The sequence below is a fragment of the Serratia sp. K1WW1 genome (assembly GCF_055790865.1).
The window spans coordinates 2,338,799-2,363,498 of sequence record NZ_CM147697.1 but is presented as its reverse complement, the minus strand read 5'-3'; the positions used below and the strand labels follow the sequence as shown (position 1 = coordinate 2,363,498).

22 protein-coding genes are annotated in these 24,700 nt (G+C 54.1%); 8 read left to right on the top strand and 14 right to left on the bottom strand.

Annotation, left to right across the window (positions count from 1 at the left end):
• Window positions 1-255 precede the first annotated feature (255 nt).
• The 6 genes from ACX9GU_RS10670 to putP form a co-directional block, all read right to left on the bottom strand.
• Window positions 256-828 carry a phosphatase domain-containing putative toxin gene (locus tag ACX9GU_RS10670; RefSeq protein WP_473194732.1) on the bottom strand — a complete coding sequence of 191 codons (573 nt, stop codon included), beginning with the start codon at window positions 826-828 and terminating at the stop codon, window positions 256-258.
• Between the two features lie 137 nt (window positions 829-965).
• Entirely contained in the window at window positions 966-1,754 is a 789-nt protein-coding gene (gene phoH, locus ACX9GU_RS10665; RefSeq protein WP_021180979.1) for a phosphate starvation-inducible protein PhoH, read from the bottom strand.
• Between the two features lie 631 nt (window positions 1,755-2,385).
• Window positions 2,386-3,681: an iron uptake transporter deferrochelatase/peroxidase subunit gene (gene efeB / locus ACX9GU_RS10660; RefSeq protein ID WP_473195157.1), complete on the bottom strand. Its 1,296-nt coding sequence runs from the start codon at window positions 3,679-3,681 to the stop codon at window positions 2,386-2,388.
• Between the two features lie 11 nt (window positions 3,682-3,692).
• Window positions 3,693-4,826 (bottom strand): iron uptake system protein EfeO, encoded by a 1,134-nt coding sequence (gene efeO / locus ACX9GU_RS10655; protein ID WP_473194731.1) that lies wholly within the window; start codon window positions 4,824-4,826, stop codon window positions 3,693-3,695.
• Window positions 4,827-4,844: 18 nt separating this feature from the next.
• Window positions 4,845-5,690 (bottom strand): iron uptake transporter permease EfeU, encoded by an 846-nt coding sequence (gene efeU, locus ACX9GU_RS10650; RefSeq protein ID WP_473194730.1) that lies wholly within the window; start codon window positions 5,688-5,690, stop codon window positions 4,845-4,847.
• A 239-nt stretch (window positions 5,691-5,929) separates the two neighbouring features.
• A complete protein-coding gene (gene putP, locus ACX9GU_RS10645) occupies window positions 5,930-7,408 on the bottom strand; it encodes a sodium/proline symporter PutP (protein ID WP_473194729.1) in 1,479 nt (492 codons plus the stop codon).
• Between the two features lie 556 nt (window positions 7,409-7,964).
• Here putP and putA point away from each other — a divergent pair.
• Window positions 7,965-11,936 carry a trifunctional transcriptional regulator/proline dehydrogenase/L-glutamate gamma-semialdehyde dehydrogenase gene (gene putA, locus ACX9GU_RS10640; RefSeq protein WP_473194728.1) on the top strand — a complete coding sequence of 1,324 codons (3,972 nt, stop codon included), beginning with the start codon at window positions 7,965-7,967 and terminating at the stop codon, window positions 11,934-11,936.
• Window positions 11,937-12,007: 71 nt separating this feature from the next.
• Here the strand turns inward: putA and ACX9GU_RS10635 are convergent, their stop codons facing one another.
• Entirely contained in the window at window positions 12,008-12,646 is a 639-nt protein-coding gene (locus tag ACX9GU_RS10635; protein WP_473194727.1) for a TetR/AcrR family transcriptional regulator, read from the bottom strand.
• Window positions 12,647-12,854: 208 nt separating this feature from the next.
• On the opposite strand from ACX9GU_RS10635, the gene ACX9GU_RS10630 reads away from it, so the two are divergent.
• The 3 genes from ACX9GU_RS10630 (at window position 12,855) to ACX9GU_RS10620 (ending at window position 14,619) form a co-directional block, all read left to right on the top strand.
• Complete coding sequence (locus ACX9GU_RS10630; protein WP_473194726.1) at window positions 12,855-13,790, top strand: NAD(P)H-dependent flavin oxidoreductase; 936 nt, start codon at window positions 12,855-12,857, stop codon at window positions 13,788-13,790.
• A 199-nt stretch (window positions 13,791-13,989) separates the two neighbouring features.
• Window positions 13,990-14,178 carry a type II toxin-antitoxin system HicA family toxin gene (locus tag ACX9GU_RS10625; protein WP_473194725.1) on the top strand — a complete coding sequence of 63 codons (189 nt, stop codon included), beginning with the start codon at window positions 13,990-13,992 and terminating at the stop codon, window positions 14,176-14,178.
• 27 nt (window positions 14,179-14,205) lie between these two features.
• Window positions 14,206-14,619: a type II toxin-antitoxin system HicB family antitoxin gene (locus tag ACX9GU_RS10620; RefSeq protein WP_473194724.1), complete on the top strand. Its 414-nt coding sequence runs from the start codon at window positions 14,206-14,208 to the stop codon at window positions 14,617-14,619.
• Between the two features lie 32 nt (window positions 14,620-14,651).
• Here ACX9GU_RS10620 and tcyN read toward each other — a convergent pair whose 3' ends face one another.
• The 7 genes from tcyN to ACX9GU_RS10585 form a co-directional block, all read right to left on the bottom strand.
• Entirely contained in the window at window positions 14,652-15,404 is a 753-nt protein-coding gene (gene tcyN, locus ACX9GU_RS10615; protein ID WP_021805696.1) for an L-cystine ABC transporter ATP-binding protein TcyN, read from the bottom strand.
• A gap of 3 nt (window positions 15,405-15,407) precedes the next feature.
• On the bottom strand, window positions 15,408-16,070 hold the full coding sequence (gene tcyL, locus ACX9GU_RS10610; RefSeq protein ID WP_021180972.1) for a cystine ABC transporter permease: 663 nt from the start codon (window positions 16,068-16,070) through the stop codon (window positions 15,408-15,410).
• Window positions 16,070-16,870, bottom strand: coding sequence for a cystine ABC transporter substrate-binding protein (gene tcyJ / locus ACX9GU_RS10605; protein ID WP_021180971.1), 801 nt, complete (start codon window positions 16,868-16,870; stop codon window positions 16,070-16,072). Before tcyJ ends, tcyL begins: the two co-directional genes overlap by 1 nt.
• 118 nt (window positions 16,871-16,988) lie before the next feature.
• Complete coding sequence (locus ACX9GU_RS10600; protein WP_473194723.1) at window positions 16,989-17,975, bottom strand: D-cysteine desulfhydrase; 987 nt, start codon at window positions 17,973-17,975, stop codon at window positions 16,989-16,991.
• Between the two features lie 126 nt (window positions 17,976-18,101).
• On the bottom strand, window positions 18,102-18,611 hold the full coding sequence (gene fliZ, locus ACX9GU_RS10595) for a flagella biosynthesis regulatory protein FliZ (RefSeq protein WP_065684264.1): 510 nt from the start codon (window positions 18,609-18,611) through the stop codon (window positions 18,102-18,104).
• Window positions 18,612-18,671: 60 nt separating this feature from the next.
• A complete protein-coding gene (locus ACX9GU_RS10590) occupies window positions 18,672-19,394 on the bottom strand; it encodes an RNA polymerase sigma factor FliA (protein WP_473194722.1) in 723 nt (240 codons plus the stop codon).
• Window positions 19,395-19,575: 181 nt separating this feature from the next.
• Complete coding sequence (locus ACX9GU_RS10585) at window positions 19,576-20,817, bottom strand: FliC/FljB family flagellin (protein WP_473194721.1); 1,242 nt, start codon at window positions 20,815-20,817, stop codon at window positions 19,576-19,578.
• A gap of 283 nt (window positions 20,818-21,100) precedes the next feature.
• On the opposite strand from ACX9GU_RS10585, the gene fliD reads away from it, so the two are divergent.
• The 4 genes from fliD (at window position 21,101) to ACX9GU_RS10565 (ending at window position 24,487) form a co-directional block, all read left to right on the top strand.
• Window positions 21,101-22,504: a flagellar filament capping protein FliD gene (gene fliD / locus ACX9GU_RS10580; RefSeq protein ID WP_473194720.1), complete on the top strand. Its 1,404-nt coding sequence runs from the start codon at window positions 21,101-21,103 to the stop codon at window positions 22,502-22,504.
• 24 nt (window positions 22,505-22,528) lie between these two features.
• Window positions 22,529-22,939 carry a flagellar export chaperone FliS gene (gene fliS / locus ACX9GU_RS10575; RefSeq protein ID WP_325983064.1) on the top strand — a complete coding sequence of 137 codons (411 nt, stop codon included), beginning with the start codon at window positions 22,529-22,531 and terminating at the stop codon, window positions 22,937-22,939.
• The gene (fliT, locus tag ACX9GU_RS10570) at window positions 22,939-23,307 is read left to right on the top strand and encodes a flagella biosynthesis regulatory protein FliT (protein WP_473194719.1); all 369 of its coding nucleotides are present in this window, start codon (window positions 22,939-22,941) and stop codon (window positions 23,305-23,307) included. The genes fliS and fliT overlap by 1 nt, the downstream gene beginning before the upstream one ends.
• 313 nt (window positions 23,308-23,620) lie before the next feature.
• Complete coding sequence (locus ACX9GU_RS10565) at window positions 23,621-24,487, top strand: helix-turn-helix transcriptional regulator (protein WP_473194718.1); 867 nt, start codon at window positions 23,621-23,623, stop codon at window positions 24,485-24,487.
• The last annotated feature ends 213 nt before the right edge of the window (window positions 24,488-24,700 follow it).

Sequence of the window (24,700 nt, the reverse complement as noted above, 5' to 3'; positions counted from 1 at the left end):
GATACGGTGTTGTAAACCGGTAAAGCGGCCAATTGGTAGCACGGCCAGTCCCTTCTCCCTGTGGGAGAGGAATTGATACAGTGCTGTATTTAGTTATAGGAAGCAATCTGCAGCTTATTCACGAAGGAAATCGATACGGTGTTGTAAACCGGTAAAGCGGCCAATTGGTAGCACGGCCAGTCCCCTCTCCCTGTGGGAGAGGGTTAGGGTGAGGGGACGATCGCCGTAGCCAATGCCCCACCCTTTGCTAGCAAATCACTTCCCCTTGGTGAAGTTATCGGCAAAAACCCGCTGCCGTATCTTGCTGACATCGACATCACCAATATAGCGCGCAATCCCGGCATAATAGCTTTCATGATAGCCATGTCCCGGCTTTCTCAATTCGGCCAGCACCGCAGGTTTATCCGCGTTTTCAAACACCAGACGATACATTGCCACCACCAGCCCGGTACGATCGCTGCCATGCCAGCAGTGAACCAACACCGGTTTCAGGGCAAAACGAATTTCTCTGAGTGCCGCAACCACGATGTCATCATTAATTACGGCGGCGTTGATCGCCACCCGGCGCAGAAGTAGGCCAGTGCCTCTCGCTTCGCTGTCGTCGTCATGCCACTGGCGTAAACTGAGTACGGTTTTAATGCCCTGCTGTTCGAGCGTTTGCATCTGGGCAGCCGAGGGCTGAGAGGAACGGTAGAGTTCTGGCGAGACCTGATGGTAGTTCTGTGGGGTCGTTGCATTTACCGAGGATGTAAAACTTCCCACTAACAGTATCGCGCCCAGTAACCACGTTTTCCCTACGCTGGACCGCCAGCGCTGATTATCGTCCATAATATTATTCCTTAATGATCCTGCGATTTATTGTACTCAAATTGGCCGCAATGGCGCAGCTTTAGTGATGTAGGCTACTGGCACTTGCAACCAACAAAAAGGCCACCGAAGTGGCCTTTGGAAAACTAACAGACAAATTAATCGTAAGCATTAAGCGTGCGTTGGCACAAGGCAGAGCGCACACAGTCCTGTTTGTCGAAACGAATGATGCCAACCATCTCGTCCTCTTCGAAGCGCTCCAGCGCGTCGCTAAGGCCGGATTTCACGCCGCGTGGCAAATCGCACTGGGTAATATCACCGTTCACGATCACCGTGACGTTCTCGCCCAGGCGGGTCAAAAACATCTTCATCTGGCTGGCCGTCACGTTCTGGGCCTCGTCCAGGATGACTACCGCATTTTCGAAGGTACGCCCGCGCATATAGGCGAAAGGCGCGATCTCTACCTTGCCAATTTCCGGGCGCAGGCAGTATTGCAAGAACGACGATCCTAAACGGCGTAGCAGAATGTCATACACCGGCCGGAAATAAGGGGCGAACTTCTCAGAGATATCCCCCGGCAAAAAGCCGAGATCTTCATCCGCCTGCAGAACCGGACGAGTGACGATTATCCGATCCACCTCTTTATGTATCAGGGCTTCAGCTGCCTTGGCAGCACTGATGAAGGTTTTACCGCAACCGGCCTCACCAGTGGCAAATATCAACAGCTTGTTTTCTATGGCTGATAAGTAATGACCTTGAGCTTCGGTTCTAGCCTCGATGGTAGAAGTATCCCGGCTGTCACGTGCCATGCCGATAGATTCCACACCACCCATTTGTACCAGCGAGGTCACGCTTTCTTCTTCACGCTGGCGATGACTACGTGCGTCACGACGAATGACGCGTTTGGCTTCACGACGTGCTTTGATCACTGCTTTCTGTCTTCCCATAGTGGCACCTTACAGTTTGTTTCACCTACCGCAGGGCAGCAAACACCGAGCGATTATGTTACACACGTATCAGGTTGTGGCCCCCTTTAAAGCCATAGAATGACGTGAACACCTAGCCGCCATCGGGCGCGGCTCTTTTTCACAGGACAACGAGATTGGTACAAAACAGGAGTGTGTGTCAGCCGGATTAATGCGAAAGGAAAGCCAAGAGTCGGTCAGAAATTGAGAGTCGTAGAGAGAGCCCTCGTTACAACGAGAAATCAGGGAAGGTATGTTATTTGTTGTTTGTAGCCCAACCAAGGACTTTACCATTAGCGATCCCCGCAGTGATATTTACAGCACTAAGCTGTGCACCGTGTGAAAACTACCGCCAGATGATTACAGTATAATGACATTCAACCGCGCCGCGTTGCTAAAATGTAAAAAAATTTAATATTTTTTGTTTTAACCCGCTGCAACACCACTATATCAAAGCGAAAACGACTTGGCATTAAATTATTTTTTTATTAAATTTCAATATCTTAATATTAATCACAATGAATGACATTTAGGTTTCCGGATTAAAAATTGAGCACATAAAAAAGCGCAGCCTTTGTGCTGCGCTTCTCTGTTATGCTGAAAACTTAGCTGTTCAAGCCTGCAGCAAGCCGCTGGCCAAATAATCACCACTCGTCTTGACGCCCGGTAACACAAAGAAATAGCCGCCACCGATAGGCTTGACGTATTCCTCCAGCGCTTCGCCGTTCAACCGTTTCTGCACCGTCAGAAAGCCCTGCTCCAAGTCAGCCTGGTAACAGACGAACAGCAGGCCCATCTCCAGTTGCCCTGAATTGGAAACGCCCAGCGAATAGCTGTAGCCACGGCGCAGCATCAGGCTGCTCTGGGTCTGCGGCGTTCGCGGGTTGGCCAACCGAATATGGGCATCCATGCGGATCAGCTTACCTTCCGGGTCTTTGGCATAGTCCGGTTCGTCGTGCTCGTGCTTCATCCCCAACGGCGCACCGCTGTGTTTTTCACGGCCAAAGATGGTTTGCTGCTCCTGCAACGGCGTCCGATCCCAAAATTCGACGTGGAAACGAATAATACGCGCGGCCTGATAGCTACCGCCAACGGCCCAGGCAGGTTCCCCCGCTTTATCACCGACCCACACCACCTGATCCATCAACGGCTTATCGCTGGTTTTTGGGTTGGCCGTGCCATCTTTGAAGCCCAGCAGGTTAATCGGCGTCTCTTTGCCCCGGCTGCGGGCCGAGTGAGCCGAGATAAAACCTTCCCGCTTCCAGCGCACGCTGAGCAAGTCTGGCGAATGCTTGATGATATCGCGCAGCGCGTGGATCACCGTTTCATTGGTATTGGCACAGATTTGCAGCAGCAGGTCACCATGACACAGGGCAGCATCGAGTGAGTCGTTGGGGAAACGCGTCATGGTTTGCAGGTGCAGCGGTTTCTGCGCCTGTAAACCAAAGCGCTCATCAAACAGCGAGGTGCCAACGGAAACGGTGATGCTCAGGTTATCGGGGTAGATCTCTGGCCCCATAATGCCCGAATCCAACGGTGGCAGCTTGGGATCGACCTCCGGTGCCTTACCGCCGCTGGTGAGGAACGCGATACGGCTGGTTAACAGACGAAATAGCCGTTCAAGATCCTGCTTGTTGGTCGCCAACACGTCGAAAGCCACCAGCATCATGGCCGCTTGCTGCGGCGTCAAAATACCGGCTTGGTGCTGGCCGTAGAACGGTTGTTTTTGCCAGCGTTCGTCCTGCGAGGTAGCCAGCGGCTCTTCTGCTGCCCGGGCCAAGGATGGCCCTGCCAACGCCAGAGCTCCGCCCATCATGCCCAACCCCTGCAACAACCGCCTGCGCGAAGGCGAAGCGGCCTGCTCATCTTGAGGAAACGGCCCGTTATGCGGGCCGGTCTTGTTGTTCATCATGCTAAGCCTTAATCCAGACCCAGCACGCCACGCAGCTGTGACAGGTCTTCTGCCAGCGTAGTGATCGGCCCTTTCAGCGCATTACGATCCGCGGTGGTCAGCTTCTCGTAAGACTCATAACCCTCTGCGGTCTTGTATTTAGCCAGGATGGTGTCGACGGTTTTAAAGTTGGCGTCGATCTCCGCCAGCAGTGGCTGGTTGGCCTTTTCCAACAGCGGACGCAACAGGTTGACAATCTTCTGGGCGCCATCGACGTTGGCCTGGAAATCCCACAGGTCGGTACGGCTGTAGCGATCCTCTTCACCGCTGATCTTGCTGGCCGCGACTTCTTCAATCAGGCCAGCAGCGCCACCCACCACTTTGCTCGGCGGGAAGGTCAATTCACCGATGCGTTTTTGCAATTCCAGCGTGTCTTTGTACAGTCCATCGGCATACTCATTCATGCCCTTGGTGGTGTTGTCGGCAAACAGCGCTTTCTCCAGACGGTGGAAGCCGGTGAATTTCGGATCTTCGGCTTTTTTCTCGTAGTCGTCTTCACGGGCGTCAATGCTGCCGTCCAGATCGGAGAACAGCTCGGCAATCGGTTCGATACGCTCGTAGTGCTGACGGGTTGGCGCATAAAGCTTGCGGGCCTGGGCCACATCACCGGCTTTGATCGCATCGGTGAACAGCTTGGTCTGCTTGACCAGCCCTTCAACTTCCTTGGTGACATAGACTTTATATTCGGCAATCGGGCCAACCAGATCCATCACATTCGGTTTGCCATCAGCTACCGCACCCGCAGCCGTGATGACAAGCTTGCCTTTAGGGTTGCTCAGCAGCCCACAGGTCATATCGTATTCACCCGGCTCGAGGTTTGCCGTCATTTTCTGGGTGAAACCCGGCGCGATATTTTCACGCTCTTCCACCACCATCACGCCTTTGAGGATTTCCCACTCCAGGTTCTTCTGGCTGGTGTTATGCACCACAAACTGGGTTTTACCGGCGGGCAGGGTCAACTGCATCGGCTCACACTGTTTGTCGTTAACGGTCACCAAAACCCGAGGGATATCCGCCGCCAGCGCGTTGAGGCTCAGCGCGAAAGCAGGAACGGCCAGTAATGCGGCATGCAGTGCCTTGCGGCGAAATAACGGAGTAGACATACGGAATTCCCTAGTAAATTAGTGATGTGTCTTGCGTTGCGCCGGGATCGCAGAGGACTCCGTACGCAGCGGCAGGAAAAAGAAAATCAGAGCAGGGATCAGATACAGGAAATAGACCGCCACTTCGCTGACCGATGGCGCTTCCTGATAGCCGAACATTCCCTCTAACAGGGTGCCCAGCAGTGAATGCGTGGATAGCTGGTTGCTGAGGTCGAACGCGATGTCCTGGAAGTGGTTCCACAGTCCAGCCTCGTGGAAGGCACGGATCGCCCCGGCGGCCAGGCCCGCAGCCACGAACAGAATAAACAGGCTGGTCCATTTGAAGAACTTGGCCAGGTGCAGTTTGATGCCGCCCCAATAGATCAGCATACCCACCACGATGGCGCACGCCAGCCCGAGCATCGCACCGATTGGCGCGGCAATGCCCACATCCTGCTGAAACGCAGCCAACAAAAAGAAAACCGACTCCAGCCCTTCACGGGCAACGGCAAAAAACACCATCGCCACCAGCGCCCACCCTTGCCTTTTGCCTGAGTTGAGGGCGTTATCGATCGCCCCTTCAAGATGCACCTTCACCGAGCGGGAAACCTTGCGCATCCAAAACACCATATAGGTCAGGATGCACACCGCCACCACCGCGACCAGCCCTTCAAACAGCTCTTGCTGTTTTTGCGGAAACTCGCCGGTGGTTTCATTGATGAAGATACCTAACGCCAGACACAGAGCAACGGCGACGATTACCCCAATCCATACCACACCAAGCCATTGACCGCGTTGAGTCCGCTTCAGATAGCTGGCGATCAAACTGACGATCAGCGCAGCCTCCAGCCCCTCACGGAACATGATAAGGAAAGGAACAAACATAGAATATTAACCCCTGAAAAGGCGTTTGTAGTCAGCCGCTGGCGCTGAGTCGACCAGGCTGCGGCAATGTAAAGAAAAGTAAACCAGAACGATAGTGATTATCATTCTACTGAAAAGAAAAACAAGAGGCGGAAGTGTGATTTTTATTAATCAAATGTCGCTAGTTGTTACAGCTTGGTGAGCGTAATGAGGAGGAAAGCAGATCTCTCCCCGATTGCCGGGGAGAGATTAAGGCGGATTTAGACCGTTTTGAACTCGGCCTCTGCCAGATCAAAACGTTTGGTGATGGTTGCCGAAGGCTGGCGACCCATCAGGCTAACCACCACGATGGCGATGCTGCCAAACACAAAGCCTGGAATGATTTCATACAGATCCAGCCAGGCGTAATGCTTCCAGACGATCACGGTGATCGCCCCCACCAGCATACCGGCCAGCGCGCCGTTACGGGTCATACGCGACCACATCACCGAGATCAGCACCACCGGGCCAAATGCGGCACCAAAACCGGCCCAGGCATAGCTGACCAGACCCAGCACGCGGTTCTCCGGGTTAGCCGCCAGGGCAATCGCCACCAGCGCCACCACCAGCACCATCGCACGCCCTACCCACACCAGCTCACGCTGGCTGGCCCCTTTGCGCAAGAAGGCTTTGTACAGGTCTTCGGTGATCGCACTCGAACAGACCAGCAGCTGACAGCTCAGGGTGCTCATCACCGCCGCCAGAATGGCCGACAGCAGGATCCCGGCAATCCATGGGTTAAACAGCAACATGGCCAGTTCGATAAACACCCGCTCGCCGTTTTCCGCCACGTTACCCGCTTGATCCGGGTTATTGGCAAAGTAGGCAATGCCGAAGAAGCCAACCGCAATGGTCCCCGCCAGGCAGAGGATCATCCAGGTCATACTGATGCGGCGAGCGCTACGGATGGTGCGGTGGGAGTCCGCAGCCATAAAGCGCGCCAGAATATGCGGCTGCCCAAAGTAGCCCAGGCCCCAGCCCAGCAACGACAGGATCGCCACCAGATTCAGCCCTTTCATCATATCCAGATTGGCCGGGTTTTTAGCCGCGATCACCAACATCGAACTGTCGATGCCGCCCACGGCGATAATCACAATCACCGGCGTAAGGATCAGCGCAAAAATCATCAGGCTGGCCTGCACGGTGTCGGTCCAACTGACCGCCAGGAACCCGCCGATAAAGGTATACAGGATGGTGGCTGCCGCCCCGGCCCACAGCGCAGTGGCGTAGGACATGCCGAAGGTACTTTCAAACAGGCGCGCACCGGCCACAATGCCGGAAGCACAATAGATGGTGAAGAACACCAGGATCACGATGGCGGAGATCACCCGCAGCAGTTTGCTGTTATCTTCAAAACGGCTGGTGAAGTAGTCCGGCAGGGTCAAGGCGTTGTTATTGGCTTCGGTATGCACGCGTAACCGCCCTGCCACCAGCTTCCAGTTCAGGTAGGCGCCAATGGTCAGCCCGATGGCGATCCAGCTCTCCGAAATGCCGGAGAGGAAAATCGCGCCCGGCAGGCCCATCAGCAGCCAGCCGCTCATATCGGATGCCCCGGCAGAGAGCGCGGTTACCACGCTGCCCAAGCTGCGGCCACCAAGAATGTAGTCGTCAAAGTTGTTGGTGGCACGATAGGCCAGCAGGCCGATCACCACCATCCCAAGGATGTAGACCACGAAGGTCACCAGCATAGGTGTGTTCATTATCTTAAACTCTCCATTTTTTATTCCCTTCTCCCTTTCAAGCCGCCGTATGTTAGCAGCCTATTGAAAGTTATCGGGTATTTTTATGTCAGTAATTTCACCCGCCAGGCGCCGGAACGGGGCGCATTGCGATGGTGGCGGGCGAACAGCGTTTATACCCATCATGGTCTGAACGCTGGCTATCCTAGATGAGGCAATCAACAACCAACAAGACATTTAACAAAAAAGTCACACGAAACTCACGCCAGGTCACATTTATTCGCTGCCAGGGTTGCACTCGTCATAGTCGAAATGAGTTGCACTTCTTACTTAACCCTGATTAATACAGGGAAATAGGCCCATCCAGCACAGCAACCCGACTTATCAGGCCGTCGTCCGTAGCGCTCAAGATGTTAAAAGATCGATTGGAGTCACACTTCGCCACCAGCCACATTTAACAAGGTTGCACAAAGTTGCAACATGCAGGATATTGTCGGCATCAATAACCTCATTACACTCTGGAGCGCCCCTAATCTGGCAGGTTGGGAGGAGTTCCAAACACAGGAGCTGGATTGGCATGGGCACTACCACAATGGGCGTGAAGCTCGATGAAGCAACCCGCGATCGCATCAAGAGCGCGGCACAACGAATTGACCGCACGCCACACTGGTTAATCAAGCAGGCTATTTTCAATTATCTTGAACGTCTGGAGAGTGGTTCCGATCTGCCAGAAATTCCGACGCTGGCCGCTGCCGGCCAGGCAGAAGCGGATGACGTCACGCCACAGGTGCCAGAAGAGTCCCATCAACCCTTCCTTGAGTTTGCCGAACAGATCCTGCCGCAGTCCGTCACTCGTGCGGCTATCACCGCCGCCTACCGCCGCCCGGAAACTGAAGTGGTGCCAATGCTGCTCGAACAGGCGCGTTTACCTGCCGATCTGGCGCAGGCCACCCATAAACTGGCCTATGGCATTGCCGAAAAGCTGCGTAACCAGAAGAGTGCCAACGGCCGTGCCGGTATGGTGCAAGGGTTGCTGCAGGAGTTCTCACTCTCTTCTCAGGAAGGGGTGGCTCTGATGTGCCTGGCCGAAGCGCTGCTGCGTATTCCAGACAAGCCAACGCGCGATGCGTTAATCCGCGACAAAATCAGCAACGGCAACTGGCACTCCCACCTTGGCCGCAGCCCTTCGCTGTTCGTCAACGCCGCGACCTGGGGCCTGCTGTTTACCGGCAAGCTGGTGTCTACCCATAATGAAGCCAATCTCTCCAGCGCACTGAACCGCATCATCGGTAAGCGCGGCGAGCCGTTGATCCGCAAAGGGGTCGATATGGCGATGCGCCTGATGGGCGAGCAGTTTGTGACTGGTGAAACCATCGCCGAAGCGCTGGCCAACGCGCGCAAGCTGGAAGACAAAGGCTTCCGTTACTCTTACGACATGCTGGGTGAAGCCGCGCTGACCGAAGCCGATGCGCAGGCCTATCTGGTTTCCTATCAGCAAGCCATCCACGCTATCGGCAAAGCCTCCAATGGCCGTGGCATCTATGAAGGCCCAGGCATCTCGATCAAACTTTCAGCGCTTCATCCACGTTACAGCCGCGCCCAGTACGATCGCGTGATGGAAGAGCTGTATCCTCGCTTGCTGTCGCTGACGTTGCAGGCACGTCAATACGATATCGGCATCAATATCGACGCCGAAGAGGCCGATCGCCTGGAGATCTCCCTCGATCTGCTGGAAAAGCTGTGCTTTGAGCCACAGTTGGCCGGTTGGAACGGCATCGGCTTTGTTATTCAGGCTTACCAGAAGCGCTGCCCGTTTGCCATTGATGCGGTGATCGACATGGCCAGCCGCAGCCGTCGTCGCCTGATGATCCGCCTGGTTAAAGGCGCTTACTGGGACAGCGAAATCAAGCGCGCCCAGATGGATGGCCTGGAAGGCTACCCGGTGTATACCCGCAAAGTGTATACCGACGTTTCCTATCTGGCCTGCGCCCGTAAGCTGCTGGCGGTGCCGAACCTGATTTATCCGCAGTTTGCTACCCACAACGCCCACACCCTGAGCGCCATCTATCATCTGGCAGGCAATAACTACTATCCGGGCCAGTACGAATTCCAGTGCCTGCACGGCATGGGTGAACCACTGTACGAGCAGGTGGTAGGCAAAGTGGCCGACGGCAAGCTGAACCGCCCTTGCCGTATTTATGCGCCGGTCGGCACGCACGAAACGCTGCTGGCCTATCTGGTACGCCGTCTGTTGGAAAACGGGGCCAATACCTCATTCGTTAACCGTATCGCCGATGCCACCCTGCCGCTCGATGAACTGGTGGCCGATCCGGTCAGCGCGGTCGAGGCCATGGCGGCTAGCGAAGGCCGCATAGGTTTGCCACATCCGCGTATTCCGTTGCCGCGTGAGCTATATGGTGAAAAACGCGTTAACTCCAGCGGTCTGGATCTCGCCAACGAACAGCGGCTGGCTTCGCTGTCCAGCGCCCTGCTCACCAGCGCAAGCCAGCAATGGCGTGCTGAGCCGATGATCGATGCTCCGTTGGATGAAGGAGTTGAACAACCGGTGATCAACCCAGCCGAACCGGGTGATATTGTCGGCTATGTGCGTGAGGCCACCGAAGGTGAAGTCAGCCGGGCATTAGATTCCGCTGCCGCAGCCGGGCCGATCTGGTTTGCTACCCCACCTTCCGAACGTGCCGCCATTTTAGAACGCGCGGCAGAGCTGATGGAAAGCCAACTGCAAAGCCTGCTGGGGATCCTGGTGCGCGAGGCGGGTAAAACCTTCAATAACGCCATCTCAGAAGTCCGTGAGGCGGTTGATTTTCTGCATTACTACGCTGGCCAAGTGCGTGACGACTTCGCCAACGACAGCCATCGCCCATTAGGCCCGGTAGTCTGCATCAGCCCGTGGAACTTCCCGCTGGCCATCTTCACCGGCCAGGTTGCCGCCGCCCTTGCTGCCGGTAACAGCGTGCTGGCAAAACCGGCGGAACAGACGCCGTTGGTCGCCGCCCAGGCGGTGCGCATCCTGTTGGAGGCTGGCATTCCTCAGGGCGTTCTGCAACTGTTACCTGGCCAGGGTGAAACCGTAGGTTCCCTATTGGTCAATGATGCACGCGTACGCGGCGTGATGTTCACCGGTTCTACCGACGTTGCGGGCATTCTGCAACGCAATATCGCAGGCCGTCTGGACCCTCAAGGCCGCCCGACCCCGTTGATTGCCGAAACCGGCGGTTTGAACGCGATGATCGTCGACTCTTCTGCCCTGACCGAACAGGTGGTGACCGACGTTGTGGCCTCTGCCTTCGACAGTGCCGGACAGCGTTGCTCTGCCCTGCGCATCCTGTGTGTGCAGGAAGATGTGGCAGAACACACCCTGAAAATGCTGCGCGGGGCGATGGCAGAATGCCGGATGGGTAATCCAGAACGCCTGTCTACCGACATTGGCCCGGTGATCGACGCCGAAGCCAAAACCGGCATTGAACGCCATATCCAGGCCATGCGTGCCAAAGGCCGCAAGGTTTATCAGGCGGCAAAAAGCCTGGGAGATGATGAGAAAGAGTGGGCTCGCGGCACCTTTGTGAAGCCAACGCTGATCGAACTGGAAAGCTTTGACGAGCTGCAAAAAGAGATCTTTGGCCCGGTGCTGCACGTGGTTCGCTTCCAGCGTGCCAATCTGGGCGCGTTGGTCGATCAGATCAATGCTTCAGGCTATGGTCTGACGCTGGGTATCCATACGCGTATCGATGAAACCATCGCTAGAGTCACCGATCATGCCAAGGTCGGTAACCTGTATGTTAACCGCAATATGGTTGGTGCAGTGGTAGGCGTGCAGCCGTTTGGCGGTGAGGGATTGTCTGGCACCGGGCCGAAAGCCGGTGGTCCACTCTATCTGTACCGCCTGCTGGCCAGCCGTCCACAGGATGCCGTGCAGCGCACTCTGAATCGCCAGGATAACGAGCGTCCTCTGGAAGCCACCGTACGCCCTACGCTGCTTGTGCCGCATCAGGCCTTGGAACAATGGGCCGTTGCGGAGAACCATCGCGAGTTGGCAGTCCTGGCGCAACAATACGCCGAACTGGGCCAGGGTGGCACCGTACGTCCGCTGCCAGGCCCAACCGGGGAACGCAACACTTACGCCCTGTTGCCACGCGAACGCGTGCTGTGCCTGGCGGACAACAACGCCGATGCGTTGAACCAGTTGGCCGCCGTGCTGGCGGTTGGCAGCCAGGCGCTGTGGCCGGAGGCAGAATTGCAGCGTACGCTGTATCGCAGCTTGCCAGCCGCCGTACAAGCACGGATCGGTTTCACCAAGGATTGGGCGCAGGATAAAGTCGAGTTTGATGCGGCCATCTATCACGGCGACGCCGATCAACTGCGTACCCTATGTGAGCAGATTGCTCAACGTAGCGGTGCTATTGTCTCAGTGCAAGGCTTCGCTCGCGGTGAAACCAACATCCTGTTGGAACGCCTGTTGATCGAACGCTCATTAAGCGTCAACACCGCCGCCGCCGGGGGTAACGCCAGCCTGATGACGATCGGCTAATCGCCAAATTCGAGTAACATCACCAACCCCGCATCAACGCGGGGTTTTTTATTGTCTGAGGTATGAGACAGCTAAAACCGACAGGATGTGGAAACCGCTTGCCATTGATCCATAAAGATATCTACCAACCCAGAGAGCTCTTCTCGGGTTGCGCCATTGCGGGCTTGCACAGACATGCCCTGAATGACATTGGCAATGTACTTACCCAAAAGAGCGCAATTGGTGTTTTCCGGCAGGTCTCCCCGGCGGACACGCAGCTCCAGGCACTCGACAATTTTTTTCTCTGCGGAATTTCTTGGCTGACTAAGCTGGTTAAATAACGCCTCATCCTCAGCAGACATCCCAAAAGTGGCAACAACCATAAAACAGCCGGTGGGAGTCTCTGTGTCGGTAAACCAATCAACGCAGGTACGCAGCAACTGCTCAATCACCTGTGGCAAAGGGAGATCGTCCTGTTCAAGGATCACATCTCTGGCGTGGCCGTAAGTGGCCAGATACTTATCCACCGCAGCACAAAATAGGCCTTCCTTGCTACCAAACTCAGCATATAGCGAAGAGGGTTTGGTACCTGTTTCCTCAATCAGTTGAGACATCGACGTGGGTTCATAACCAAAGCGCCAGAACAAGCCCATAGCCTTCTCCAGCACATCATCGCGATCGAGTTTTTTAGGCCTGCCCCGTGCAGGCCGCTCCGGTAGGTCCTTTCTCATGTATAGGGCTCCTGGGCCTTGGCGACACCATTTATGTAACGATCACTATAAAATATTGCCCCAGTATATACCATGGTGTCACTTAAAATAACGATCATTACAAAATATGATTGCATCATCGCCACTCTGCGCGTATGGTCATTAAATAACGATCGTTACATAACCTGTAAGGGTCGTCCTGCGCAGTACTTTACTAAGGAATGGGATCATGAAATTACAGAGTTTATTGGCGATCGAAACACCGGTTATCCAGGCCTCCATGGTGTGGCTGAACTCAGCCGAACTGGCCGCTGCGGTATCCAACGCCGGGGGGCTGGGAGTACTAGGCCCGAATGCCGGACGCCAGGTTGCCAACGGCGGAATAGTGGCGACCGTAGAGGCTTTCCGCCAGGAAATAAGGAAAACCAGAAGCTTAACGGGTAAACCCTTTGCCGTTAATTACCTCCTGCCCATCGAAGGAGTTGATATCAGTTTTAAATACGCCGAGCCGTTACTGGAGGTCATCCTGCAGGAAAAGATTAACATCGTCATAACCAGTGGTAAGGATATTACCCAAGGTGAAGCGTACATCCGCAGGCTGAAAGAGGCTGGAGTTATCGTTATTCACCGCGAAATCTCGCCGACGGTTGAGAACTCCATCATGGCGGAAAACATCGGGGTAGATGCGATCATTGTCACCGGCCATGAGGCAGGAGGACACCTGAGTGAACACCGTATCAGCACCCTGGTTCTCCTGCCACAGGTCACCGATGTGGTCAAAATTCCGGTAATTGCCGCCGGAGGTATCTATAACCTGAAAACCGCAAAGGCCGCCATGGCAATGGGAGCTGCCGGGATCTATGTCGGCACACGCTTTATCACCACGTTTGAATCCCCTGCCAGCCTCAATACCAAACAAGCGATTGTCGACGTTCGCTCTGAAGAGTTGCTCGAAATTAATACCCCGGCAGGAGATATTCGCGTCATCGCCACCGAGAGTATCCGCGCCGGACGCGGCGAGAGCGAAGTGGGCATCATCAAGACAGGTATGTTAGACGGAGATCACCAATATGGTGTGATCACGGTGTCTGGTGCCGCAGGCGGCATTGGTGAAATTAACAGCGTTAAGGAAGTGGTCTGCGAATTCTCTTCCGCCTTTCATTAATTGATTCTGTTGAGTAATCGGTAACACCCCGAACATCCAAAGAGACCCTGCAAAATGAAGATGGCTGCCCCTATTGCGAGCCTCTTCGCAAACCCCGCATTGACGCGGGGTTTTTTATTGCCTGCATAAAAATCAGCCGATAACGTATTCACCTCCTTGCCAATAAATGTGTATAGTATGTATTATAAGGAATGAACAGGTGAACAGTTCAGAACTGATTAAACGACTCGAAAGCCATGGCTGGGTTTTACAACGGATCAAAGGCAGCCACCATCAATTCAAACACCCCAACTCATCGTTGGTGATCACCGTGCCTCATCCCAATAAGGAGGTGAAATTGGGAACGCTGCGGCAAATCATGAAGGATGCAGGGTTGCTTGATTCCTAGACCATTTCGCAACGACGAGGTAACACTATGTTTTATCCCGCTTATATACATGCCGAGCCAGATGGCAGCGCCAGCGGCTTTTTTCCCGATGTGCCCGGCTGCTACTTTGCCGGAGACAGTCTCGATCAAACCTTCCAGGACGCCAAAAGCGCTCTGGATGCCCACTTTGAATTATTGAGTGAAGATAATCAGGCCATTCCACGCCCGCAGGCGGTGTCCTTCCATCTGGCTCAGGGCAACGACGCCCTCAACGGCGGCCAGTGGTTGCTGGTGGATATTAATATGGACAAGTTCGATGGCCGGGCAGAACGCATCAATATCACGTTGCCCCACAGGCTGCTCAACCGTATTGATTCGCTGGTGCAACAGCATCCGGGCTATGGCAGCCGCAGCGCATTTCTCGCCGCCGCAGCGCGTAATGAGTTGTTAAAGGCAGGATAACGAGGTTAAGGGGGCATCGCCCCCTGACAAGATCACTGATTGAGAAACTTATCCAGAAACTGCTTGGTGCGCTGATGCTGCGGGTTGGCGAACAACGCCTTCGCTGGCCCCTGCTCGACAATGCGGCCATGATCCATAAAAATGGCGCGATCGGCTACGTCACGGGCAAAGCTCATTTCGTGGGTAACGATCACCATGGTGCGTTTCTCTTCTGCCAAGGCGCGAATGGTATTGAGCACTTCGCCAACCAGTTCAGGATCCAGCGCAGAGGTCGGTTCATCAAACAAAATGACCTCGGGCTGCATCGCTAACGCCCTGGCAATGGCTACGCGCTGCTGCTGACCGCCGGACAAACGTTTAGGATAGGCCTGCTCTTTACCGCTCAGCCCCACTTTTGCCAACAGGACACGCGCCAGTTTTTCAGCGCTGGCCTTGGCTTCTCCTTTAACAATCACCGGTCCTTCGATGATGTTTTCCAGCACCGAACGGTGGGGAAACAGGTTGAAGCTCTGAAACACAAAGCCCACCTGCTGGCGCAGGGCCCGTACCTGATTTTTTTGTTTGCTCAGCGGGCGAGCGCTGTCGATCAAGATGTCACCGACACGGATAGTGCCAGAATCCGGCACCTCCAGCAGGTTGATACTGCGTAGCAAGGTCGTCTTACCGGAGCCACTCGGCCCGATAATCGCCACCACTTCACCCGCGTTCACCTCAAGATCGATGCCGTGTAATACGGTCTGCCCTTTGAACTTTTTAACCAACTGTCTGACTTCGATGGCGCTCATCGGCTACTCCTGATCCTGACGGTTAACGTGCGCTTCCAGGCGGTTCTGCAACGCGGAAAGCAAGGTGGCCATCACCCAGTAGATCAGCGATGCCGCCAGATACATGGCGAACACTTCCAGCGTACGTGAGGTGATCAGTTGCGCCTGACGGAATAGCTCCGGCACCTGAATGGTCGCCGCCAGCGAGGTATCCTTGACCAAACCGATAAAGCTGTTGCCCAGCGGAGGCAGCGCGGTGCGAGCCGCCTGCGGCAGGATCACCCGGCGCAGGGTCTGCCAAGGCGTCATGCCGATACTGGCCGCCGCTTCCCACTGCCCTTTATCGATCGAGGAAATCGCCGCACGCAGCGTTTCCGACGTATAAGCGGCGGTGTTTAACGAAAGGCCGATTAACGCCGCCGGGAACGGATCCAGCTCGATGCCAAACTGCGGTAAACCGTAATAGATCATAAACAGCTGGGCGATCAGCGGCGTACCGCGAAACAGGGAAACGTAGATGCGTGACAGCCAGGAGATCGGCCATAACGGCGAAAGGCGCATCAGCGCCAGCAAAAACCCGAGGATTAAACCGAGCGCCATGCCACCCAGACTGAGCTGGAGGGTCAACAGCGCACCCCGTAATAAAAATGGCGCTGAATCCAGCGCCAGTTGAATACTCTCTTGCATTATTTAGTTACGTCCGCGCCAAACCATTTCTCAGAGATCTTCGCCAACGTCCCGTCTTTCTGCATTTCGGCAATCGCCTGATCGATAGCGGCCAGCAGTTCCGGATTGTTTTTACGCACCGCTACGCCAGCTTCCTGGCGAGAGAATGCCGGGCCAGCGACGGCCAGCGTATCACCGGTTTTCTTCACCAGATCCAACGCCGCCAGACGGTCGACCAAAATGGCATCGATGCGGCCTACGCGCAGATCCTGATACTTGGTTGGGTCATCGTCGTAGGTACGCACATCAACACCCTGCACATTGTCACGCAGCCACTGTTCGTAATTGGTGCCCAGACCCACGCCGACCTTCTTGCCCTTCAGATCGTCGGCCTTGGTAATAATGCCTTCGTTGCCTTTCTTCACCAGCGCCTGGATACCGGAAACGGTATATGGGGTAGAGAAATCGTACTTTTTCTTACGCTCATCGGAGATGGTGACCTGGTTGATTACCACGTCGATACGCTTGGACTCCAACGAGGCCAGCATGCCATCCCATTTGGTTGGATTGAGCTTGGCCTTCACCCCCAGATGTTCCGCCAGTGCATTTGCGAAATCCACCTCGAAGCCGGTCAGTTTGCCGTCCTCACCCTGGAAGCTGAACGGCGGATAGGTGCCTTCCAGCCCAACGATCAGCGTGCCGCGCTGCTTGACCTGATCGAGCAGGTTATCGGCCGCGTAGGTTTTCACGTTCAAGCCGGTGGTCAGCGCCACGGCCATCACACCCAGCAGCAGTTGACGACGAAATTTTGAAAAGACCATAGACACCCCATCTGTTGTTTATCTTTTTGATTTCATGACTTTAACAGTCATAAACACTTCATAAAGGAATATAACCTAATAACTATAGTTCTAAATGGAATAACAACTGTGCTCGGCATCAGACCTGCGGGTGATAGGCGAACAGCGCCGGTGCCCCACCGGTGTGCACAAACAGGATCGGACCTTCATCGCGAAAACGTTTCTGGCTGATGCCATCAATCAACCCCGCCATCGCCTTACCAGTATAGACCGGGTCCAGCAGCACACCTTCCTGCTGCGCCAACAGCTTCACCGCCGCCATACCTTCGTCATTCGGCATACCGTACTGCGGGGCAAAATAGTCATCCCACAGGGTTATGGGGGCCAACTCGTCAATATCCAGCGAACAGGCGACCGCTTTTTGCAACTGTTCAACCTTCGGTAACTGATCGATCACCTTGCGGGAAACGGTCACGCCAATCAGTTCGCTCTCCGGCAGCAGTTGCTGTAGCCCCACCGCCAGACCGGCGTGAGTCCCGGCACTGCCGGATGCCACCACGATCGAACTGAAGGCGACGCCATGGCTTTGCGCAGCAATTTCCAGCGCACACTGTACATAGCCCAATGAGCCGAGCGCATTGGAACCACCTACGGGGATGACATAAGGGCGGAAACCCTGGGCTTCCAAACGTGTGGCCAGATCTGCCAGTTGTACCTGCGGATCGTGCAAGGCATCGCACATCACCACTTCAACATTGAACAGATCGAGCAGCAGACGATTACCGTTACTGAGGTAGTTTTCCGCTTTGGTATCGATGGGGTTTTCCAACAGCGCAACGCATTGCAGGCCGAGCTTGGCCGCTACGGCGGCGGTCTGACGAACGTGGTTGGATTGAATGGCACCGGCGGTAACCAGGGTATCGGCCCCTTGGCGTACCGCGTCGGCGGCCAAAAACTCCAGCTTTCTCAGCTTGTTGCCACCCATCGCCATCGGTGTGACATCGTCACGTTTGATGTAAATTTCGCGGCCAAGGTAGTCTGAAAGGCGGGATAACTTTTCGAGCGGCGTGGCAGAGCCAACCAAATCCAGGCGCGGGAATTGCGCCAGTTGCTGTTGCAGATCCACAACTTCCCCCAGGGAATAAAATAACGGTGTTTGAGTGATAGATTTATCAGATGTGCTCTGAATAATCACTCTTTATTCGTGGGGAAGTCTGCGGGATAACCCGGCCAACCGACCGGGTCAGGTCGCTCAATAACTTTTTTGCCAGGCCAGGTACTGGTCGTATTTACGCAGCGCAATGCGGTAGTTATCGCTCGCCGCCGGTGGCAGATCGTCAATAATACGCTGATGGTTGAACGCGCTGGCAAACTGATCGGCAGGATAGTTGTGTGCCACCAGCATTTCATCCAGGCGTCGCAGGCGTACGACATATTCGCGGATGGTGCTGTGGTTCATCTCGGTCTGTTCAAACAGATACTGTTTAAACGCCATGATGTCGAAGTAGCTGGGGTGACTATTACAGGAGATTTCACTACAAAACCGGCATAGCGCGGTCAACTCGCTTTGCACGTTTTGCCAGACCAGATCGTCAATCGGCTGATCCATCCGGGCGATGGCTTCCTTATTGATGATCTTGCCACGGAACACCAGCGCCATGCGGTCGAGCACCTTCTCGCACTGGGAGCAATGGGTTTGGCTGTGTTTATAATCTTTCAGGTAGCGGCTGAGTGGCCGTTTCTTCAACTGTTTTCCTGGCATCATTTGCAGTCCATTTATTGCGGCAGTAATCAGGTTGGTTAGGGAGGCAGGCTTTGGGGTTCAGCTGTCCTGGGCCAGACGTGCCCGCAGGCGTTTAATTGCCTGGCTGTGCAACTGGCTGACTCGCGACTCACCCACATCAAGCACTGCGCCAATTTCCTTCAGATTCAACTCCTCCTGGTAATACAACGTCAGCACCAGTTTTTCGCGTTCCGGCAGCGCCTCGATGGCATCGATCACCCGCTGGCGCAGATTGCCTTCCAACAGTTGATGCAACGGATTGGCAGCTTCATGACCTTCCAGCACCGGTTCGGCGCTGTCGCCATGCTCTTCCTGCCATTCGTCGTAAGAAAATAGCTGGCTATTATTGGTGTCCAACAGGATCTGGCGATACTCGTCCAGCGAGACATCCAACCCCTGTGCCACCTCCATTTCGCTGGCCGGGCGGCCAAGCCGCTGTTCCAACTGCTGCATCATGCGCGCCACTTCCCGAGCGTTGCGGCGCACGCTGCGCGGCACCCAGTCGCGGCTACGTAACTCGTCGAGCATCGCACCGCGAATACGCTGCACGGCATAGGTCGTGAAGGCCGTTCCTTGCAGGGCATCGTAACGCTCAACGGCGTTCAACAGCCCGATCCCCCCTGCTTGCAGCAGATCGTCCAGTTCCACGCTGGCGGGCAGCCGAACCTGCAGGCGTAACGCCTCGTGGCGCACTAGAGGAACGTAGCGCAACCAGAGAGAATTTTTGTCCATGACGCCTTCGGCGGTATACAGATCGCTCACTATGTCTAACCTGCGGATAACGGAGTCATGGCTATTATCCGTAGCAGGCGCAATACCAATCGTCTGAACAGCCGCACAAAACGGGCTTTATTTGTGCCATGTAAAAAGCCAGACGGCAGCGGAAGACAAAAAAACCCTGCCGAAGCAGGGTTTGGATGACAGGCTAATCTGAAAGAGTCGATTAACGCAGCAGGGTCAGTACGTTCTGGGTAGACTGGTTAGCCTGGGCCAGAACAGAGGTGCCAGCCTGTTGCAGGATGTTGGCACGGCTCATGTTGGACACTTCGGTCGCGTAGTCAGCATCCTGAATACGAGACTGGGAAGCAGACAGGTTGTTCACGGTGCTGTTCAGGTTGTTGATAACAGAATCGAAACGGTTCTGTACCGCACCCAGGGAAGAACGCAGGCCATCAACTTGTGACAGAGCTTTGTCCAGTACTGCCAGTGGATCGGTGGTTTTCGGTTCGGTGCTCATTTCTGCACCTTTGGTGACTTTACCGTTGCTATCGGCAGTCGCTTTAAAATACTTAGCATCTGTACCAGTGCCTTCCTGGATGATGTAAGACTTACCGCCATCGTAAGATTTCAAGCCAGTGGTATCACCAGTAGCAGTGACTTTCTCAGCAGTCTGAGATACTGTTTTTGCATTTGTCAACGTGCTGACAGCACCTGAATCAGCGGCCAAAGCAGTAACTTTTCCGTCTGCACCCACCGTAGCTTTAAAGGTCTTATCACCAGTAGCCGTTGTTGCGTAGATATCACCGCTATCATCTTTAACAAAGTGATCGAAAGTGTCACCACCTGGAACTGCGGTACCATTCAGGTCCAAGTTAAGCATTTTACCGGTTGCAACTTCAGTGGTGTCACCGTCGATCTTACTAACATCAATTCCATTCGCTACGCTGAATTTATCCAGGCCCAAAGTGCTGGCATTGATATTTTTCAGATCGATATCGATGGTTTCACCATCGTTGGCACCAACTTGAATGGTCAGTTTTTGGTCGCCGCTCAGCACTTTCACGCCGTTGAAATCGGTCTGCTCTGAAATACGATTGATTTCGTTCAGACGCTGGGTGATTTCGTCCTGGATTGACTGCAGGTCGCTGGATGAGTTAGAACCGTTCTGAGACTGCACGGTCAGACGACGGATGTTCTGCAGGTTGTCGTTGACTTCGTTCAGTGCGCCTTCAGTGGTCTGCGCCAGAGAGATACCGTCGTTAGCGTTACGGGAAGCCTGAGTCAGGCCCTTGATGTTAGCGGTGAAACGGTTAGAGATCGCCTGACCCGCAGCATCATCCTTCGCGCTGTTGATACGCAGACCGGAAGACAGACGCTCTATAGCGGTCCCCAGAGAAGACTGAGATTTGTTCAGGTTGTTCTGCGCCATCAACGACAGGCTGTTGGTATTAATTACTTGTGCCATAATTTGCTTTCCTTACGAATCAGTTGCGACGTTCGCATTCACAATTAAAGGGTTCGGACCTTGTTGGTCCACGGCGTCAACCACCGTCTCCTCAGGTATCGGCGCTCCCCCCACAACCTTTAGATTTTTTTTCCGTTTTTTTCACTTTTCGCCAATGGCGCGAATAACGCTGTTTTTCCCTCTTCTACTGCGCCATCGTTTTTTCTATTTATCCGTAAACTTTTTCAATACTGAGCCGATAACGCATAGAGCGTAAAAGTCATTGACCATAGGAGAATCACGAATGGCATCGATTAGTTCATTAGGCATCGGCTCAGGGCTGGACCTCAACGGCTTGCTGGACAAGCTGAGCAAGGCGGAACAACAACGTCTGACACCTTATACTACCCAGCAAACCAGCTATAACGCCAAGCTGACCGCCTACGGCACGCTGAAAAGCTCGCTGGAAAAATTTGATAACCTGAGCAAGGATTTGGCCAAGCCAGAATTCTTTAACAATACGACCGCCACCACTCACGATCAGTTTAACGTGACGACCACCGCCAAATCGGTCCCGGGTAACTACAGCGTCGAGGTGCTGCACCTGGCACAGCCGCAAACCTTGACGACAAAGGCCGATATTAAAGATCAAGCGGAGAAACTGGGCACTAGCGGCGCCAGCGATCGTTCGATTTCAATCACCGCCGGCAACCCACCCAAAGAGGTCAAAATCCCGCTAGGTGACGATCAAACCTCACTGCTGGAAATGCGCGATGCGATTAACGGCGCCAAGGCAGGGGTGAACGCCACCATCATGCGCGTGGGCGACAACGACTATCAGTTGGCCATTAGCTCCTCCACCACCGGCGAAAACAATACGGTCAAGGTGCAGGTTAACAATGACGATAAACTGGGGGCGATCTTAAATTATGATCCTACCAGCACCAGCAACGCGATGAAGGAAACGGTCAAAGGCCAGGATGCTGAACTGACCATTAACGGCACCACCATCAAGCGCAGCACCAACTCGATCGCCGATGCCCTGCAGGGGGTGACGCTGGATCTGAAAACCATCACCAAACCGGGCGAACCGCAGAACCTGGTGGTCACCGCCGATAAAAGCGGCACCTCGGACAAGGTCAAGGCTTGGGTTGATAGCTATAACTCGCTATTGGATACCTTTAATTCCCTGACCAAATACACCCCGGTGAAGAGTGGCGAAGAACAGAGCGCCAAAAACGGGGCATTGCTGGGCGACAACACGCTGCGCGGCATCCAATCCTCAATCAAGAGCGCGCTGAGCGCCGCACAGGACAACCCGGAGCTGAAGGGCCTGGGTAACCTGGGTATTACCACCAATACCAAAACCGGCAAACTGGAATTAGACAGCGAAAAGTTGAAAAAAGCGATCGATGAAAAACCCGATCAGGTGGCCAATTTCTTCGCTGGTGATGGCAAGGAGAGCGGTATGGCAACGGAAATCCACAATGAGATCCAAAACTATATCAAGGCCGGTGGCGTGATTGAGAACTCGACCAAGAGTATCAATACCAACCTCGACCGTTTGAATACCCAAATCACCCGCGTGACCGAAAGCATTCAAAGCTCCATCGATCGTTACAAACAGCAATTTGTTCAGTTGGATACCATGATGTCGAAGCTAAATGGTACCAGTAATTATTTAACCCAACAGTTCACGTCTAAATAGGCGCGTTAACCAGGTAAAAATAGCATGTACAACCGCAGCGGAACCCAGGCTTACGCCCAGGTTAGTGTAGAAAGTGGCGTGATGGGTGCCAGCCCGCACCAGCTCATCGTGATGCTATTCGACGGGGCGCTCAGCGCCCTGCTTCGTGCACGCATCCTGATGGAACAGGGGAATATCGCCGGCAAGGGGCTGGCGATCTCAAAAGCCATTAATATCATTGATAACGGGCTAAAAAATGGCCTCAATCATGAACAGGGAGGGGAGATCGCCGATAATCTCGCAGCCTTATATGACTATATGAAACGCCGTCTGATGCAGGCCAACCTGCACAATGATGTCGCGGCCCTTGACGAAGTCAGCGGGCTGCTGGAGAACATTGCCGACGCCTGGCGCCAAATTGGCCCCAATTATCAACCCGTTCAGGACGGCGTATAATGGAACACCACCAACAACTGCTATCGGCCTATCAACAGATCCACACCCTGAGCGAGCAGATGATCACCCTGGCGCAGGCTGGCCAGTGGGATGCGCTGATTGACATGGAGATGATCTATGTCCAGGCGGTAGAAAAAACCGCCCAACTGGCGGGTATCCCTGAGCCATCGTCGAGCTTGCAGGATATTTTACGCGGTAAATTGCAGCAAATCCTCAAAAACGAAACCGAACTGAAGCGACTAATGCAGCTACGCATGGACGAGTTAACGGTTTTGATCGGGCAGTCTACCCGCCAGAGCGTGGTCAACAGCACCTACGGTCAATTCCATGACCGCGCTTTGCTGCTTGGTGAGCCGCAACCAAGATAAATCTTATGTTTTACCGTCTATCCCAAGTAATTAATAGGATAAAACACTATTATTATCCCGATGCACCATAATATAAACGCATGAGATTTGAATAATTCGTATGGCAGGTAATGCATGAAAATGCAAACCGCTGGCACTATTGCCGATTTAATGGATAACACTTATCCCGACACGGACGTTTTCTGTTCAACAGGAAACTGATTCTTGACAAGTAAATTACCGAGTTGTGATCGGCAACAGGCGAAAAAATGTTGCTCCATCCCCCAGCAAAGCGTAAAGATATTCGTAGATAATAACGATGAAATGAATATTGATGGAACGCTTAATTAATTTTTGTTCTGGGATCGGTGCCTCAGCACACATCATTCAGCATACTGAACTGCGACTTCCGTCGCTCTATTTTGAGCAGACGCATCTGTTTTTGATCCAGCAAGGGCAAACACGTATACGGTGGCAGCAACGGGAGGTGGTAGCTCGCGCTGGGGAGCTGTTGATCGTAGAAGGTGGGCTAACCGCCGACGTGATTAATAGCCTTTCAGACAGCGGAATATTCAGTTGCCAACTGCTGATTTGCGATCCCTTGCTGTTTGATACGGTAGCCAATACGCCTATCGCGCCGCCTATCCCTTTCACCGGCGTCACTACGCTGACGAAGCTGCCCTGCCCGTTCTTGCACAGTTTTGAAACCGCGGCGCTGGCACTGACGCTGCACGATCGTTTTCCGCAGATGATTATCCGCCATAAAATGTGCGAAATCCTACTGTGGTTGGCACACCTTGGGATCCGCTTCACGCATCAGGAAGCCAATAATCTGACCCAGCAGGTGCGCCGCTTGCTGGCAAGCGATCCGCAACGGATTTGGACCGCCGCCGAAGTGGCTGAACATCTGATGATGAGCGAGGTGGTGCTGCGGCGTAAACTGTCGGCAGAGAATAGCGCCTTGCGCAGCCTGATGATCGACGTACGTATGAGCCGCGCGCTGCTGTTATTGCAGGCCACAGACTGGCCGATTTCCGCCATTGCACAATATGTGAGCTATGAGAGTTCTTCTCGTTTTGCCGAACGTTTTCGTAAACGATTCGGCTTCGCACCTACCGCCATCCGTGGGCATCAGCGAATTATGCAGCCCACCGCCGCGCAGCCTCCGGCATATCCATGGCTAAATACGGTAGAGGAATAGATGCTGGATTTAACAACGGCAGGCTAAGGATGTGACTAAGGCCACCCTGAGTGGCCCTTACATCAGTTGAGTTTAACTAACACATAGGTCAATACGGCCAACACAATTAACATGACAATGCTGAAAAAACGCCATCTTACTTCACTTTTAGTGCTCATCACCTTTCCCGAATAAATACTATTAGCGCGATTATTTCCTGGAAAAAATAACATT